This window comes from Arthrobacter sp. Ha26 (genome assembly GCF_059091705.1).
Genome location: NZ_JBNHGX010000004.1, coordinates 161,739 through 176,533, shown reverse-complemented (window position 1 = coordinate 176,533; position 14,795 = coordinate 161,739). Strand labels below are relative to the sequence as shown.

The window sequence follows — 14,795 nt, the reverse complement described above, 5'->3', positions numbered from 1 at the left end:
GCCAGCACCACGATCCCTAGGACTGTGGTCCGAGGCTAGACTGGGGCCGGTAAGGACGGATTGGGGGATCCAAGGCGGCGCACGCCGCTGTTCCGCTGGTCGGTCGCAGCCAACGAATGAGTAGGAACGACCGTGACCTTCTTCCAGGACTACTCGATCCCGGCGCCACCTCCCCGCCCACGGACGCCGCAGTTCACACCGCCTCCCTGGGTGGCACCACCCCGCTACGAACTGCCCGCCCTCGTCCCGGTGGGTCGGTTCGTCCACAAGTCTCCGACCTTTGTGATGGCCATTGAAGCCGTGAAGGTCTACTCCACCGGATGCATCATTGACGTCAACTGGATGCTGCGCCGCGCTGACCAGGAGGACCGAAAGTGGGCGGAGATCAATGCCGTTTTTCACCGGCCGGCACCGCAAGTACGCGATGGGGGCATATCTGCCGACTCCATCCTCCTGCTCGGAATCCAGTTCCCGGACGGCACGAAGGCCAGCAGCTCATCCCTGGCGATGTATGGGCACAGGCCGCTTGACCAGGAACCTGATGGCCCGGTCTTCGAATACCGGCCCAAGGGCGGAAACGGTGGGGAAGATGACATGTCAGCACACGCCGCACTCTGGCTCTGGCCGCTGCCGCCGGCCGGGGACCTGCGATTGGTAGCGCAATGGACGGACATGGGCATGCCCGAAAGCTCGATTTCCCTCGACGGCCTTCAGCTTCAAGATGCCGCTGCTGGAGTCCAGAAGTACTGGCCCGAGGAAGACATGCAGGGATGAATCCACTCAACAACCCAGTCCTGCTCGTGGTCTTCGCGGCAGTCTTCTTCTACGTCCTCTATGGCATCATCCGCGCCGCTGTCCGGGATGGCATCCTCCAAGCCGACGAGCAGCGGGAGAAGGCACGTATCAAGCTAATTAGCGGAGAACGGGAATGAGCGCGCGGGCGTGGCTCATCGCGGTCGCCGGGACGGCCATCATCATCTTCGTACTCCCGTACGTTCTAGCAGTGTTCAGTTTGGATCCCAATGGCACCGAGATCCTGATTCTTGTTGTGCTGCTTTGGGTGGGCAGCTGGCTCCTCGGCCGCGGGCGGACCCGCCAAAGGCGAGGTTAGTGAATCACGTCGGGACCTGCCCCTTCAGGGGTGGCAAAAGCTGCCGTTGGCGCATTGTCCTGCCATCCGGACCCGAAAGGAGGCGGCCGGCAAGGGATCCTTGAACGGGCGGCGAACCGTGGCTTACAGGGGACAAGCATTGCAGGCTGGCTTGTCAGTGATTTAGGTGCTCACCACCTGCAGGTGCACATTGCCTGGTTCCCGAAGATCATCTACCCAGATGTCAATCCTCGCTGTGCCAGCTGGAACCTCATATTGCGACAGTTTCTCGCCATATACCGTCTCCAGGGTCAATTCTCCTGTGGAGCACATAATCACTTGCGATGCGAGCGGGATGAGTTCCTGCGCGGGCTCCTGTTCAGACACGTGAATCGTGGTGTCACCGTCCATGTCGTTAGTTCCACCGATGATTAGAGCGTCTTCGCTTGCCCAAACGAGCCCCTCTGCGGTGACATCTGGAAGCGTCGCTTCCTGAGAACCCAGCACGAGAAAGACCGCGTTAGGCAGCGGTGCATGGACGGTGACGTTCATCGTCTTCTCCTGTCTAGTTAGCCACATCATTTTAGTTGGACATATCATTTCGCCTGCCAGGGCCTACTCTTGCCGCGGGCTCGACCACTTATAAGGGGATCCCTCACCGGACGCATAGTCGCTGAACTGTTAGGTTCCTACCATGAGCGAAAGCCTAAACAAGTCCCTGCAGATTATCGCCAGACATCTGTCCGATATGCAGCGCCCGGTACTTCAAGTACTGCAAAGGGGCATTGCCGGATCTGAAGTTCGCCGACAACTAAGCACAGCCGGCTTGGCGGCTCCGGCCGGTCTGGCAACACTCTATGAATGGCATAACGGAACCTTGGACTACCCTGGCGCAAAGCTCGATGACATCCACATAGTGCCGGGCTTCTACTTCCCTGACCTTGATGAGGCGCTCACCAACTACGCCACGTTCAAATCGGATCCCCGATGGAGGGAAGGCTGGTTCCCCTTGTTGGCAAATGGAGGAGGCGATTTTTATGCCGTTGATTGCTCAGACAATGTAGCCACCCAAGGTCACGTTCATCACTTCATGCTGGACGAGACGGAACATCCTCTCGAGTACCTCTCGATCGCTGCCATTTTCGCCGCTTTTGCAGCGGCATATGACCGACAGATTTATTTCCTTCACCCCGCAGGGTACTTAGACGCCAATGATGAGGCTTTTGTGGAAATGGCGAGAACGATGAACCCCGCTGCCCCCGGCTGGGCTCTGTACTGACTCGACACGATCGGAACAACACGCCAGCCTAGCCGTGACTACACTCGAAAAACGCTGCCTGGCGGGTGACACCTGCGCGTCCTTTGAAGGATCCCACACCGAGAGGAAACTCCAGTCCTCGTGGGTCATCCAGTTCCGGTCGCTGCTTTAGCTCACTTTGATTCAGAGTCGCGGCCGGGTGTGCCGGCTTCCAGCGCCTGCAAGGCGCCTGGGAGTGCAAAGACTGCGCTTACGAAGCTGAGGTCGATGTCTAAGTCTGGCCGCATCTGGCGACCTTCCAGCCCCCAAACGCGGGTTCCGTGGCGCCGAATCCATGACATGCTGCGATTGACCCATCTTTCCTAGTCCTTGGATATTTCCGCCACCGAATCTGCTTGCGAGCCAAGCGAGCTGGGAAAGATCGCTTCTACATACAGACGAGCAGGAGACCACAAGATGGTGGGCGAAGCATTGGCATCCGTCAAGGCTTCATCCTCTGCAGGACCTAACTTCTCCCAGTTCAATCTATTGAATACGGCGTGGACAGAGCCGCCTTGCATGGCTGCATCACCTGGACGTACTGGAACGGGTAAGCCGAGCTGGTGATTAGCCACCATCACGCGTGATTGCCCAAGCGCATCTTCCCGGCTCAATGCCGTGAGTGGCGTTTTGATGAGTGGCCATGGATGCAAGGTCACCTTTGCGGGCTCGCCCAGGTAGTCGAGCAACATCATTTGATCTTCAAGAGTCGCGAAGTAATGGACAGCGGTCACCATGACTGGAGTCTTTCACGCCCTGCCGCAGTTTAAAGAAGCGCCCGTAAGCCGGTCCTCTATCGGGACAACCCGGTGCTGACCTGCGGCTTCGCGAAGCTGATGTTCAGGGTGTCCCGTATACCCCGCCCGCAAAAATGCCCGGTGAAGGTGCGCTAAACGCTACACACAAATTTGTCTCGTAACCCTTGGGATTCGAGGCGCTGAGGTTATGCAACACCCGCACGTATGTAAAGCTACCGGGCTGTCCTCACTCACAGGAATCGGGTAGGTTCGCGGGAGGCTTGGGGAAAAACTGCGGATGGGGGATCGGATGCCGGACGCCGAGGTTGACGTTGTCTGGACTTCGTTGTCAAAGGCGTGGCGGAAGGCCCAGTACGAAGAACTGTGGCTGCAGTTCCGGCCCCGTGGCTCGAAGGATGTCTTTGAGGCAGTTGAGGCTGCGGTCCAGGTGGCGAACCAGGCCGTCATGGACGCCGGCTGGGATGACGTGTTCACAGGAGGAGTCTCGGATTCGGACGCCGGTCCGGTGGCGCTGATGAGCCGGGCAGGGCGCGAGGAAGGAGTGCGCTCCTGGTTGGCTGCTTTCGCCCAACATTTGCAGACGCTCGGGAAATCCGGACGAGTCGCCGCGGCTCCGGAGGCGTTTTTCCCGGAATGGTTAGGCGGCGGACAGCTCCCGCAGCAGCTGACCGCGTTCGTGTCCTACGAGACCAAGGATCTGACCCTACTGGACGCCGAAGAAGAACGCCGCACTTGGCACGTCCCGGAAGCCCTCACAGCACAGATTTCCGACGCCGCCACGGCGTGGGGCCGCTTCGATGGAGCCGACGTCTACCTTTACCGCAACATCCATCAGATCCGCTCCAAGAACCCTGACGTTGGGCCCGCGATGGCTGCCGGGGCGATCAAATTCGCCATGGCCGGCGTGACCTACCTGCGGTCCAAGCCGCGCCGCTTCACATCAGCTTCGATGAGCCCCCTCGGCCGGGTCACTTACGGGGTTATGGACGACACGATCTTTTGGCAGGACAGGTTGGCCCAGGTCACCCGGGCCATGACCGCGTTCCCAAGGGACACGGATCTGGCATTCATACGACACAGCAAAGCACTCACCATCTCCTGGAGTGACCTCGCCGGTGCCAGACCGGCTCTTCCCCACGTCGATGAACATCATGTCCGTTACAACAGGCACCTGAACGCCCAGTACATCCCCGACGCCCAAGGAATCCAGCTCCTCACCGACGCACACTTAGAACACGCCAACGACCTCTCCGACTGGAACATCACCGACCTTGGTTGGGGAAAGCATCTAGTGCAGGCCAAAGATCTGCAGCCCTGGTATGTCACTATCGACCCCGAACCGGAAACACTGGCAAAGGCACGCGCTGACTTCGGCGGCATAATTCTGACCGAGCAGATTATCGCGGACAACCCTCCGCCCTGGTCTCGGCCGGCTCCCTAGCCCCCGACGGGCTCGCAATTCGTCAAAGTGGTCCGAACTGCCTACTTTCCTCAATGGATCACCGGGGAAGTGCCCGCTTCAACGCTCTACTGTCTCAAATCCCTAGCGTTTTGAGGCGCCTCGGTTATGAGACATGCAGGTGGGTTTCAGAGAAGGAGCCGGCGCCCGAGGGAGGGATGAGATCGCATCAGCCGGCTTGGTCGGACTTGAACACGATCGAGTCGAAGACGGCGCGTGCCTCTCTTCTCAGTTCAGGATTGATTGATTCGTGAAGTTCGCTCACCCCGATCACAGCGCGCTGGCCGTTCAGGTCGACCACCCGGTAGGTGTCGCGTTCGCCCCGAGTCGAGTACCCGTGTGTGCAGGTGTATCTATTTTCTGAGTAGATACATAACCTGTCGGCGTCGCAGGCGTTGATGTCCACATCGCCCTCGACGGAGTGGTCGAACTCGAAGCCGGAGTAATTGCCTACCATGATCTTGGCGGGAGGACTGCTTGCCGTTGACGGCTGCGCCGCCATGGCCCTAATGAAGGCCTCGACCGACGGACCGACATCGGCAAGGGCGCCCATCCAGGTGCATGCGTCCATCGACACATAGTTGGCGGGCCAAAGAGTCACGTAGACGGCCCATTCAGCCGGGTGATCCGGGTCGCCCTTGCCCAGGCTTTTGCTGTCGAGAGCAAACCAGCCGTCTGGGACGGTGATTTCGAAAGGCTCCGTGTAGCCGGCGACGGGGACGAGGTATGTGCCGGCGTCGATATCGCCACTCTCCGGCAGCGGCGGGACCGTGCGGGTGCCGCCTCCGTCCGGCAGTGGCGGGGCCGTGCGAGCCTCCGTAGTCGGAGAACTGGCGGGCGGGAGAGGGACGTTATCGGGCTCATACTGGCACCCGCCGAGACAGCCAATCAGTGCGATAGCGACCAGGGGCAAGAGTTGGAGCGACCGCTGAGCAGCGGCCTCTTCGAGGGGTGTTATGGACCTCATCGATCCACCAAGCCGCTGCAGGGTGCTGTGAGGCCCCGCAGCCGGGTGGCCCCGCGGGCGGCCCGAGATGGGAGGCCGTCGCTTCAAGTCTCCTCCGGCTCAGAACCCGTGACAATGAAGAGCTGCACGGAGACCAGATTCGACTCATGCAACCCCGAAATGACAGGAGCGCCCTGGCCGGAGGCACTCACGCGGGTATAACCAGCAGCCTCACAAAGCAATTCTGACTCGAAAAGCCCCAGCATGTTCCGCATTACGACACACGGGCAGCCCGATGTTTCCGCCCACTCGCGCGGCTCCGGATATGCTCGATGGCACGTCTCGAAAAGCTGTTGTTTTTCAAGACGCTAGCCAACGGAACTATGCAATCTGTTTGCTTCCGCGCCTCGCCCCAATCAGCTCCGGGCGACGCCCGCCCACCTGCCAGGATGCCAAACTCCAGCTGGATGCGCTGGTCGCCGCCGGTATGGAGAAACGCGACGTCTTCGCCGATGTGACTTCCGGGAGCAAGACGGCTATCGAGCGGCCCGGAATAAGAAGGCTCCTCGAGTACGCCGAGGAGGGCGACATCGTTGGTGTCTGGCGGGTCGACCAGCTGGACCGGCCGCTGATCGACGTGCTGAACACCGTGGCCCTTCTGCGCGGCTGTGGTGTCCACGTCCGGCCCATCTCCGATGGCATCGACCCGGCAACCTCGACGGACCGGCCGATGTTGAACATGCTCCCATCCCTCGCCGAGTATGAGCGCGAGCTCATGGTCGAGCGGGTCAACGCCGGCATCGCCGCCGCCAGACAAAATGGCACACGCTTCGGCCGCGTTTTTCCTGTTTTGCTGCTGTCCTGCGGATCGTACGTGCCCGCTCCACCGGCTGCCACAGCTCCGCGGTGCTCCGCCAGAAGGCAAAAGCAACCCCGGGCCTTCCGTCTCGGCGACCGGGCCTGTCGAATGCGCGAGACATTAAGCACACATGACCCGGGAATAAGTAACAAATGCAGCGAAAAGCCTTGAAGTCACGGGGATTCCACGAACACGCGGCGAGTTTTTGCGCGTAATATTTCTCAACATGCTTTCGTCGTGATATGGGCTGTGGCTCTAGCGTATTCGGGTGAGCACTCAAACCCCTCCCCCAGAATCCGCTAAGACCGGCTTCCAGCTTCCCAAGTGGGCTGGCTCGTTCGGCTTCCAGATCATTGCCGCCCTCATCGTGGGGTTGGGCCTCGGCCTGCTGGCCAAGTACACCGGCAGCACCAAGACCAGCCCCAACGGACTCGGCGCCACGCTGCAGACCATCGGCTCGAGCTATGTGTCGTTGCTGCAGACCGCCGTCGTTCCCCTGATTTTCACCGCAGTGGTCAGCTCCATCTCCAACCTGCGCCAGGTGTCCAACGCCGCCAAGCTCGCATGGAACACACTGCTGTGGTTCGCCATCACGTCCCTGATCGCCGTGCTGATCGGCATCGGCCTGGGCGTCCTGCTGCAGCCGGGCGCCAACACCGGCATCACCGAGGAGGCCAAGTACTCCGGCAAATCCGGTGACTGGTGGTCCTTCCTCATCGGACTGTTCCCCAAGAACTTCCTTGGCCTGGGCGCCAGCTCCACCGTTGCCGAATCAGGCGCAGTCACCACCTCCGTGAGCTTCAACGTGCTCCAGATCCTGGTGATCGCCATCGCCGTCGGTGTTGCCGCCCTCAAGGTGGGCAAGGCTGCCGAGCCGTTCCTGACCCTGAACGCCTCCGCGCTGGCCGTCATCCAGAAGGTCCTGTGGTGGATCATCCGGATCGCCCCGCTCGGCACAGTCGGCCTCATCGGCAACGCCGTCGCAGTCTACGGCTGGGACACCATCGGCTCCCTGGGCAAGTTCACCTTCGCCATCTACGTGGGCCTGGCCCTGGTCATCTTCGCGGTCTACCCGATCCTGGTCCGCAGCCACGGCCTGTCCGTCAGGCAGTACTTCTCCGGCGTGTGGCCGGCCGTCCAGCTGGCCTTCGTGTCCCGCTCATCGGTGGGCACCCTGCCGCTGACCCAGCGTGTGGCTGAGCGCAACCTTGGTGTCCCCCGCGCCTACGCCTCCTTCGCCGTGCCGTTGGGCGCCACCACCAAGATGGACGGCTGCGCGGCCATCTACCCCGCAATCTCCGCGATCTTCGTGGCCCAGTTCTTCGGCATCCAGCTCGACTTTACCCAGTACCTGCTGATTGCACTGGTGTCTGTCCTGGGCTCCGCGGCAACGGCCGGAACCACCGGCGCCGTGGTCATGCTGACGCTGACGCTCTCCACGCTGGGACTGCCGCTGGCCGGCGTCGGCCTCCTGCTGGCCATCGATCCCATCCTGGACATGGGCCGCACCGCTGTGAACGTGGCCGGCCAGGCGCTGGTGCCCACCATCGTGGCCAAGCGCCAGGGCATCCTGGACGAGAAGCTGTACAACGCACCCCGCAACGGCACGCCTTTCGTGGACGACAGTGTGGACAGCGCTGCTGCCGCTCCGTCCGATGGAACCTCCACGGACACAACGTCACGTGAGCTGGCGGACGCGAAGGCCTAACGGGTCCCTGCTCACCCCTCAGCAGTACAAGGAAGTCCCCGGGAACTGTCCCGGGGACTTCTTTGTCTTTAGCCTGCCGGGTCAGCGGCCGCCGCCGATGATCCCGTTCTGCACGGCCTTGGTGACGGCGTCAGCTTCGGCCTGTGTCAGCTTCCCGTCCGTGACGGCCTGGTCAAGCCGCGTTTTCAATCCTGCGGCCTTCTCCGCCTGCTTCTCGCTGCGAAGCTCTTCGAGCGCGGCGGTGACCTTGGACTCCTCAATCCCGAGCGATTCAGCCAGGGACTTGGCCAGGGCAGCATCGCGGGCCGTCGGGTCCGGCTTGGTGCCCTCGGCCGGCGGGGTGCTGGGCCTGTTGGCCTCGCGAAACGCCTGGAGCGCCTCCGATACCTTCGCCTCGTCCACGCCCAGCTTTTCCGCGAGCGCTGATGCCTGGGCCGCCCCCCGCTCACCGCCAGGGCCGCCATGCCTGCCCATGCCGCCGGGGGCCGTGCTGGTGCTTCCGTCCGCGGAGGCGCTCGAGCTGGCGCTGGGCGTGGGGGTTGGTGTGGTGGTGGCGGAGGCCATGCCGGCAACACCGATTCCGGCACCGAGGGCCAGCGCCGTGGCTGACAGGCCTACGGTCATCTTCTTTGTGCGTGACATTCTTTTGTCTCCTGGATCTGCCGTCAGTGACGGCTGCTGTTGGTTCATCCCTCCCGGGACTTTTCAAGCATCGGGGAACAGGTTCTGGAACAGCTGTTCGGAACCTTTCATCTTCCTGTGAATGTTGATGCGGACGTGCGGCAACTTGCTCATCGTGCAAACTTGCACGTAGTGTAAGCGCGTGAATACGGTCAGCGGCAGCAATCCAGAATTGACAGGGGCGCCTTCCCGCCGAGAGCTGAACAAGGCGGCTACGCGCCAGGCCATCACGGACGCCGCCCTTGGCCTGCTCCGCAGCAAGGGCCCGGGAAACTTCACCGTGGAAGACATCGCCGACGCGGCGGGAATCTCGCGCCGCACCTTCTTCAACTACTTCAGCAGCACCGACGCCGCCCTGGCCTCCATCGTCCACGGCTTCCTGGACAACGCCATCCAACAGCTGCGCCTCCGGCCGGCGGACGAGCCCATGCTGGACTCCGCCCAGGCCGCACTGATGGCCCTTGCGGATCCCACAGCGGTTGCCCCGCTCGCGGAACTGTTCACATTGACCCAGCAGAGCCCGCTCATGTCACACCCCGAACTCGAGGCGTGGGACCACTGCCGGGCACAGGTCTTCACCGTCGCCCGAGAGCGGCTCGCCGGTACCCCGGGCGAGGCGGACGAGCTGTACATCCACGCCCTGGCGGGCTCCATCATTTCCTGCGGCAAGGCCGCCATGGAGGTCTGGTTCAGCCGCCGAGGCCCGGACCTGGCACCCGACTCCCTCGCAGAGCTCCGCCAACTGCTCATCGACGCCATGGCGCTGCTGGGTTCGGGTTTCACCGCAGGCGGCAGGCCTGCTCCCGCGCGTTCCGCCTCATCCGCATCCGTTTCCTCCTGACCAGATCGGCTACCTGTTATGGCACTGTTCCTTTACCGCCTGGGCACCTTTTCCTACCGCCGGCGCTGGCTGGTCATCTCACTGTGGCTGGCTGTCCTGCTGGCTGTTGGCGGTTCAGCTGCCGCTTTCCACGGCACACTGTCCAACAATTTCCAGATTCCAGGCACGGAGACGCAGCGGATCGCGGACAAGCTGAAAAAGGAGCTTCCCGCAGCGTCCGGGGGCACCGCAACGATCGTTTTTGAAGCGCCCGACGGCGGTTTTACCGCCGGGAGCCGCGCCGCCGTCACCGACGCGCTAAAGAAGCTTGAGAGCGTGCCAAACGTCCGCGGCACCGTGGATCCCTTCGCCACCCAGGCGCAGGTGGACCAGGGCGGTCAGGCCATTTCCGACGGCGAACAGCAGCTCGCCGCAGGCCAGGCGCAGCTGGACGCCTCGCGCGCCCAGCTGGAGGCCGGCACAGCCCAGCTCGCCGCCGCTGAACAGCAGCTGGCAGCCGCCGGCGCCCCGGCGGCCCTCATCGAAGCGCAGCTTGGCCAGCAGAAGGCCGCCCTGGCCGAAGGTCAGGCCAAGCTCGACGCCGGTACCCGGGAACTCGAAGCCGGCAAGGCCAAGCTGGAGCTGGGCAAGCGCCAGGCTGAAGCGTCCTCGGCCATCCGTTTTGTCTCGGAGGACGGGCGCGCTGCCGTGGCGCAGGTGCAGTTCAACACCACCATCAACGGCCTGAGCCCGGAAGTCCGGCAGCAGGTCCAGGACATCGCCCACGAAACGTCAGCAGCCGGCGTTACAGCCTACGCCAGCAAGGAGATCACCGAGGACATCTCCGAGCTCTTCGGTGCCGCCGAAATCATCGGCATCGCCGTGGCCGCCCTGGTACTGATCATCATGCTGGGCACCCTTATTGCCGCGGGACTGCCGCTGCTGATGGCGATTATCGGTGTTGGCGTAGGCGTGGGAATCACCTTCGCCCTTTCCGGACTGTTCGACATGAGCTCCATCTCCCCCATGCTTGCCCTGATGCTGGGCCTCGCCGTCGGCATCGACTACTCACTGTTCATCGTGAACCGGCACCGCACCCAGCTGCTGGCCGGAATGAGCCTGGAGGAGTCCGTGGCCAGGGCAACCGGCACCTCGGGCAACGCCGTGGTCTTCGCGGGCCTTACGGTCATCATTGCCCTCGCCGCCCTGGTGGTGCCGGGCCTGCCCTTCCTCGCCGTCATGGGCCTGGCCGCTGCCGGCACCGTGGCCGTAGCCGTGCTGGTGGCCATCACCCTGACCCCGGCCATGCTGTCCCTGATCGGCCGCCGCATCATCTCGAAACGCGCCTGGGCCAAAGCCGAGGCACACAACGCCGAACCCGGCCACGAAGCAGCTGACGAAGCGCAGGACCGTGAGCGCAGCACCCGCGGCTGGGGCGGACTGGTCACCCGGCACCCGGTGCTGGCACTCCTGGCCGGTGTCCTCCTGCTGGGGACACTCGCACTCCCTGCCACCCAGCTGCAGCTGGCACTGCCCGACGGCGGCTCGGAACCTGTCGAGTCAGAGGCCTACCGAGCGTACGACCTCACCGCGCGGAGCTTCGGCGAAGGCGTCACCGGCCCGATTGTGGCCGTGGGCGAATTCCCGGCAAACCTGGACGAGGCCCAGGCCCAGGCACTGCAGTTCGACGTCGCGGACAAGCTGCGCGCCGTGGACAACGTGGTGGCCGCCGTGCCCGTCGCCCTCAGCGAGGACCGGCGCACAGCCGTGTTCCAGGTCATCCCCAAGGAGGGCCCGGCCAGCGCCAGCACCGTCCGGGTGGTAGCCGAACTCCGGGGCCTGAACAATGAGATCCAGTCCGAATACGGGGTGGCCATGGGCCTCACGGGGCAGACAGCCGGCAACGTTGATGTCTCCACGAAGCTCGGTGACGCGCTGCCGCCCTATCTGGCCATCGTCGTCGGACTTTCCCTGATCCTGCTGCTGCTGGTATTCCGCTCCATCGTGGTGCCGCTGCTCGCCACCGGCGGTTTCCTGCTGTCCCTCGCCGCGGCGTTCGGTGCCGTGGTGGCCGTGTACCAGTGGGGCTGGCTGGGTGGCGTGTTCGACGTCGCCAACCCCGGCGCCGTCCTCAGCTTCCTGCCGATTATCCTCATCGGCGTCCTCTTCGGGCTGGCCATGGACTACCAGGTGTTTATCGCCTCCGGAATGCGCGAAGCCTACATGCACGGCTCCACCGCGAAGCAGGCGGTCCGGGTGGGCTTCCGGCACGCCGCCGCCGTGGTGACTGCCGCAGCGATCATCATGGTCAGCGTCTTCGCCGGGTTCATCTTCAGCCACCTCACCATGGTGCGGCCGCTGGGCTTCGCGATGGCGTTCGGTGTGCTGCTCGACGCCTTTGTGGTCCGCATGACCATTGTTCCGGCCGTGATGTACCTGCTGGGTGAGAAGTCGTGGTGGCTGCCGCGCTGGCTGGACCGGATCCTGCCGGACGTCGACGTGGAAGGCGCCCAGCTGAACCAGCCGGCAGCAGCCAAAGCGCCGGAAGCACTCGTCCACTAGGCCGGCTCGGTCAATTAGGCTGGAGCCGTGGTCCGCCTGATTCTTGCCTCCCAGTCCCCCGCCCGCACCAAGCTCCTCACCGAGGCCGGCATCCGGCATTCGGTCCTAGTATCGGACGTTGACGAAGACGCCGTCCAGGCCCGGTACGGGGTCACCGATCCGCACGACACCGCCCTGCTGCTGGCACGTGCCAAGGCAGAGGCTGTCGCGGCGCTGCCGGAAGCCGACGGCGCGCTGGTACTCGGGTGCGACTCCGTTTTTGAGTTCGACGGCGAGGCGCACGGAAAGCCGTACACCGCCGCCGTCGCCCGGGAACGCATGGTGCGGATGAGCGGCAACACCGGCGTGCTGTACACCGGGCACTGGCTGGTGGACTGCCGCGATACCGAACCCGACGGCGATGCCGCACCTGGAAGCGGCGCCACCTTGGGAACCGTGGCCTCGGCGGCAGTGTCCTTCCTGGAGATGGATCCGGCGGAGATAGACGCCTACATCGCCACCGGTGAGCCGCTGCACTGCGCCGGCTCCTTCACCATCGACGGCCTGGGCGGTGCCTTCATCCGGAAGGTCGACGGCGACCCGCACACCGTCGTTGGACTGTCCGTGTCCACGCTGCGCGGCCTGCTCGCTTCCGCGAACGTGCGCATCACCGAACTCTGGCGGGCCCCGTGAGGACACGATTTCGGCGAGTCTTGTAGCTTCCCTACAAAGCCTTGGCGGTTTACACGCGGAATCCGCAAGTAATATCGGCGGAACCCTCAAAACCGCGCTAGGCTCCCTGAAGGAAAGAAGGAGACGCCTTGTCAGCAAATTTGGAGCAGTCCGCACATCCCACGCAGTCGACCCTCACAAAGGTGCTGATCGCCAACCGCGGTGAAATCGCCGTGCGCATCATCCGCGCCGCCCGTGACGAAGGCATTGCCTCGGTGGCTGTCTACGCGGACGCGGACCGGGACGCCCTGCATGTCCGCCTTGCTGACGAAGCCTACGCACTGGGCGGGAACACGGCCGCCGAGTCCTACCTGGTGATGGACAAGATCATCGACGCCGCCCGCCGGTCCGGCGCCGACGCCATCCACCCCGGCTACGGGTTCCTGGCCGAAAACGCCCAGTTCGCGGCCCGCGTCATTGAAGCCGGCATCACCTGGATCGGCCCCTCGCCGGAAGCCATCTCCGCCTTGGGCGACAAGGTCCAGGCCCGGCACATCGCAGAAAAAGTCGGCGCACCGCTGGTTCCCGGCACCGCTGATCCGGTGGAATCCGCCGCCGAAATCCTCGACTTCGTGGACCAGCACGGGCTGCCCGTGGCCATCAAGGCGGCCTTTGGCGGCGGCGGACGCGGCATCAAGGTGGCCCGCACCCGCGACGAGATTCCCGAACTCTTCGAATCTGCAGTCCGTGAAGCCACCGCCGCCTTCGGCCGCGGCGAATGCTTCATCGAGCGGTTCCTCGATGCGCCCCGGCACGTGGAGACCCAGTGCCTGGCCGACGCGTACGGCAACGTTGTGGTGGTCTCCACCAGGGACTGCTCACTGCAGCGCCGCAACCAGAAACTGGTGGAAGAAGCCCCCGCCCCCTTCCTCAGCGAAGACCAGAACCGCCGCCTCTACGAATCCTCCAAAGCCATCCTGAAAGAAGCCGGCTACCTCGGCGCCGGCACCTGTGAATTCCTCGTAGGCCAGGACGGCACCATCTCCTTCCTTGAGGTCAACACCCGCCTGCAGGTGGAGCACTGCGTTTCCGAGGAAGTCACCGGCATTGACCTGGTCCGCGAACAGTTCCGGCTGGCCCGGGGCGAGAAGCTCGGCTACGACGATCCCGAGGTACGCGGGCACTCCTTCGAATTCCGCATCACCGGTGAAGACCCGGGCCGGAACTTCCTGCCCGCCCCCGGCACCCTCCGCGTCCTGAAGAACCCCACCGGCCCCGGCGTCCGCATCGACTCGGGCGTGGAACAGGGCGATGTCATCAGCGGCAACTTCGACTCCATGCTCTCCAAGCTCATCGTCACCGGCGCCAGCCGCCCTCAGGCCCTGCAGCGCGCCCGCCGCGCCCTGGAGGAGATGGTGGTCGAAGGCATTCCCACCGTCATCCCGTTCGACCTTGCAGTGGTGACCGATCCCGCGTTTGCGCCGGCAGAAGGCCCGTTCCGGGTCCACACCCGCTGGATTGAGACCGAGTTCGTCAACGACCTTCCGGCGTGGACTCCCGACGGCGTCGCCGGTATCGAGAGCTCCGCCGACGACCGGCAGCGCGTGGTGGTTGAGGTGGGCGGCAAGCGGCTCGAGGTGGTGCTTCCGGCATCACTCGGTTCCGTGAGCGCCGGTCCGGCCGGGGCCGCCGGCAAGCAGTCCAAGTCGAAGAAGCGCTCCCGCTCGGGCGGCACGGCCGCGGCCACCGGCAACGCCCTGACCTCACCCATGCAGGGCACCATCGTCAAGGTTGCCGTTGCCAATGGCGACATGGTGGCGGAGGGCGATCTTGTGGTGGTCCTCGAGGCGATGAAGATGGAGCAGCCGCTGACCGCGCACCGCTCCGGAACCATCACCGGCCTCACTGCAGCCTCCGGCGAGACGGTGGCAGCAGGCGCCGTCATCGCCACAATCGAAGACTAG

General features: G+C 63.8%; 15 protein-coding genes. 11 read left to right on the top strand and 4 right to left on the bottom strand.

What is annotated here, in order from left to right:
* The first annotated feature begins 132 nt into the window (after positions 1-132).
* From AC5RVY_RS11570 to AC5RVY_RS11560, 3 genes are read left to right on the top strand one after another with little or no spacing between them, the layout of a single operon-like run.
* Positions 133-774: a hypothetical protein gene (locus AC5RVY_RS11570; RefSeq protein WP_493954852.1), complete on the top strand. Its 642-nt coding sequence runs from the start codon at positions 133-135 to the stop codon at positions 772-774.
* Positions 771-932 (top strand): hypothetical protein, encoded by a 162-nt coding sequence (locus AC5RVY_RS11565; RefSeq protein WP_493954851.1) that lies wholly within the window; start codon positions 771-773, stop codon positions 930-932. Before AC5RVY_RS11570 ends, AC5RVY_RS11565 begins: the two co-directional genes overlap by 4 nt.
* Positions 929-1,111, top strand: a complete 183-nt coding sequence (locus tag AC5RVY_RS11560) for a hypothetical protein (protein ID WP_493954850.1) — start codon at positions 929-931, stop codon at positions 1,109-1,111. Before AC5RVY_RS11565 ends, AC5RVY_RS11560 begins: the two co-directional genes overlap by 4 nt.
* Before the next feature lie 162 nt (positions 1,112-1,273).
* Here AC5RVY_RS11560 and AC5RVY_RS11555 read toward each other — a convergent pair whose 3' ends face one another.
* Complete coding sequence (locus AC5RVY_RS11555; RefSeq protein WP_493954849.1) at positions 1,274-1,642, bottom strand: hypothetical protein; 369 nt, start codon at positions 1,640-1,642, stop codon at positions 1,274-1,276.
* A 142-nt stretch (positions 1,643-1,784) separates the two neighbouring features.
* On the opposite strand from AC5RVY_RS11555, the gene AC5RVY_RS11550 reads away from it, so the two are divergent.
* Positions 1,785-2,369 carry an SMI1/KNR4 family protein gene (locus AC5RVY_RS11550; protein WP_493954848.1) on the top strand — a complete coding sequence of 195 codons (585 nt, stop codon included), beginning with the start codon at positions 1,785-1,787 and terminating at the stop codon, positions 2,367-2,369.
* Positions 2,370-2,710: 341 nt separating this feature from the next.
* Here the strand turns inward: AC5RVY_RS11550 and AC5RVY_RS11545 are convergent, their stop codons facing one another.
* Complete coding sequence (locus AC5RVY_RS11545; protein WP_493954847.1) at positions 2,711-3,124, bottom strand: hypothetical protein; 414 nt, start codon at positions 3,122-3,124, stop codon at positions 2,711-2,713.
* A gap of 298 nt (positions 3,125-3,422) precedes the next feature.
* Between AC5RVY_RS11545 and AC5RVY_RS11540 the strand changes: the two genes are divergently transcribed.
* The gene (locus AC5RVY_RS11540; protein WP_493954846.1) at positions 3,423-4,586 is read left to right on the top strand and encodes a hypothetical protein; all 1,164 of its coding nucleotides are present in this window, start codon (positions 3,423-3,425) and stop codon (positions 4,584-4,586) included.
* A 187-nt stretch (positions 4,587-4,773) separates the two neighbouring features.
* Here AC5RVY_RS11540 and AC5RVY_RS11535 read toward each other — a convergent pair whose 3' ends face one another.
* Positions 4,774-5,571: a hypothetical protein gene (locus AC5RVY_RS11535; protein WP_493954845.1), complete on the bottom strand. Its 798-nt coding sequence runs from the start codon at positions 5,569-5,571 to the stop codon at positions 4,774-4,776.
* Positions 5,572-5,875: 304 nt separating this feature from the next.
* On the opposite strand from AC5RVY_RS11535, the gene AC5RVY_RS11530 reads away from it, so the two are divergent.
* Both AC5RVY_RS11530 and AC5RVY_RS11525 read left to right on the top strand, forming a co-directional pair.
* On the top strand, positions 5,876-6,580 hold the full coding sequence (locus AC5RVY_RS11530) for a recombinase family protein (protein WP_493954844.1): 705 nt from the start codon (positions 5,876-5,878) through the stop codon (positions 6,578-6,580).
* A gap of 97 nt (positions 6,581-6,677) precedes the next feature.
* The gene (locus AC5RVY_RS11525; RefSeq protein WP_493954843.1) at positions 6,678-8,117 is read left to right on the top strand and encodes a dicarboxylate/amino acid:cation symporter; all 1,440 of its coding nucleotides are present in this window, start codon (positions 6,678-6,680) and stop codon (positions 8,115-8,117) included.
* 81 nt (positions 8,118-8,198) lie between these two features.
* On the opposite strand, the gene AC5RVY_RS11520 is transcribed toward AC5RVY_RS11525, so the two are convergent.
* Positions 8,199-8,759: a hypothetical protein gene (locus tag AC5RVY_RS11520; protein ID WP_493954842.1), complete on the bottom strand. Its 561-nt coding sequence runs from the start codon at positions 8,757-8,759 to the stop codon at positions 8,199-8,201.
* A gap of 181 nt (positions 8,760-8,940) precedes the next feature.
* On the opposite strand from AC5RVY_RS11520, the gene AC5RVY_RS11515 reads away from it, so the two are divergent.
* The 4 genes from AC5RVY_RS11515 (at position 8,941) to AC5RVY_RS11500 (ending at position 14,795) form a co-directional block, all read left to right on the top strand.
* A complete protein-coding gene (locus AC5RVY_RS11515) occupies positions 8,941-9,639 on the top strand; it encodes a TetR/AcrR family transcriptional regulator (RefSeq protein WP_493954841.1) in 699 nt (232 codons plus the stop codon).
* Between the two features lie 18 nt (positions 9,640-9,657).
* The gene (locus tag AC5RVY_RS11510; protein ID WP_493954840.1) at positions 9,658-12,180 is read left to right on the top strand and encodes an MMPL family transporter; all 2,523 of its coding nucleotides are present in this window, start codon (positions 9,658-9,660) and stop codon (positions 12,178-12,180) included.
* 27 nt (positions 12,181-12,207) lie between these two features.
* A complete protein-coding gene (locus tag AC5RVY_RS11505) occupies positions 12,208-12,852 on the top strand; it encodes a Maf family protein (RefSeq protein ID WP_493954839.1) in 645 nt (214 codons plus the stop codon).
* A 128-nt stretch (positions 12,853-12,980) separates the two neighbouring features.
* Positions 12,981-14,795 (top strand): acetyl/propionyl/methylcrotonyl-CoA carboxylase subunit alpha, encoded by a 1,815-nt coding sequence (locus AC5RVY_RS11500; protein ID WP_493954838.1) that lies wholly within the window; start codon positions 12,981-12,983, stop codon positions 14,793-14,795.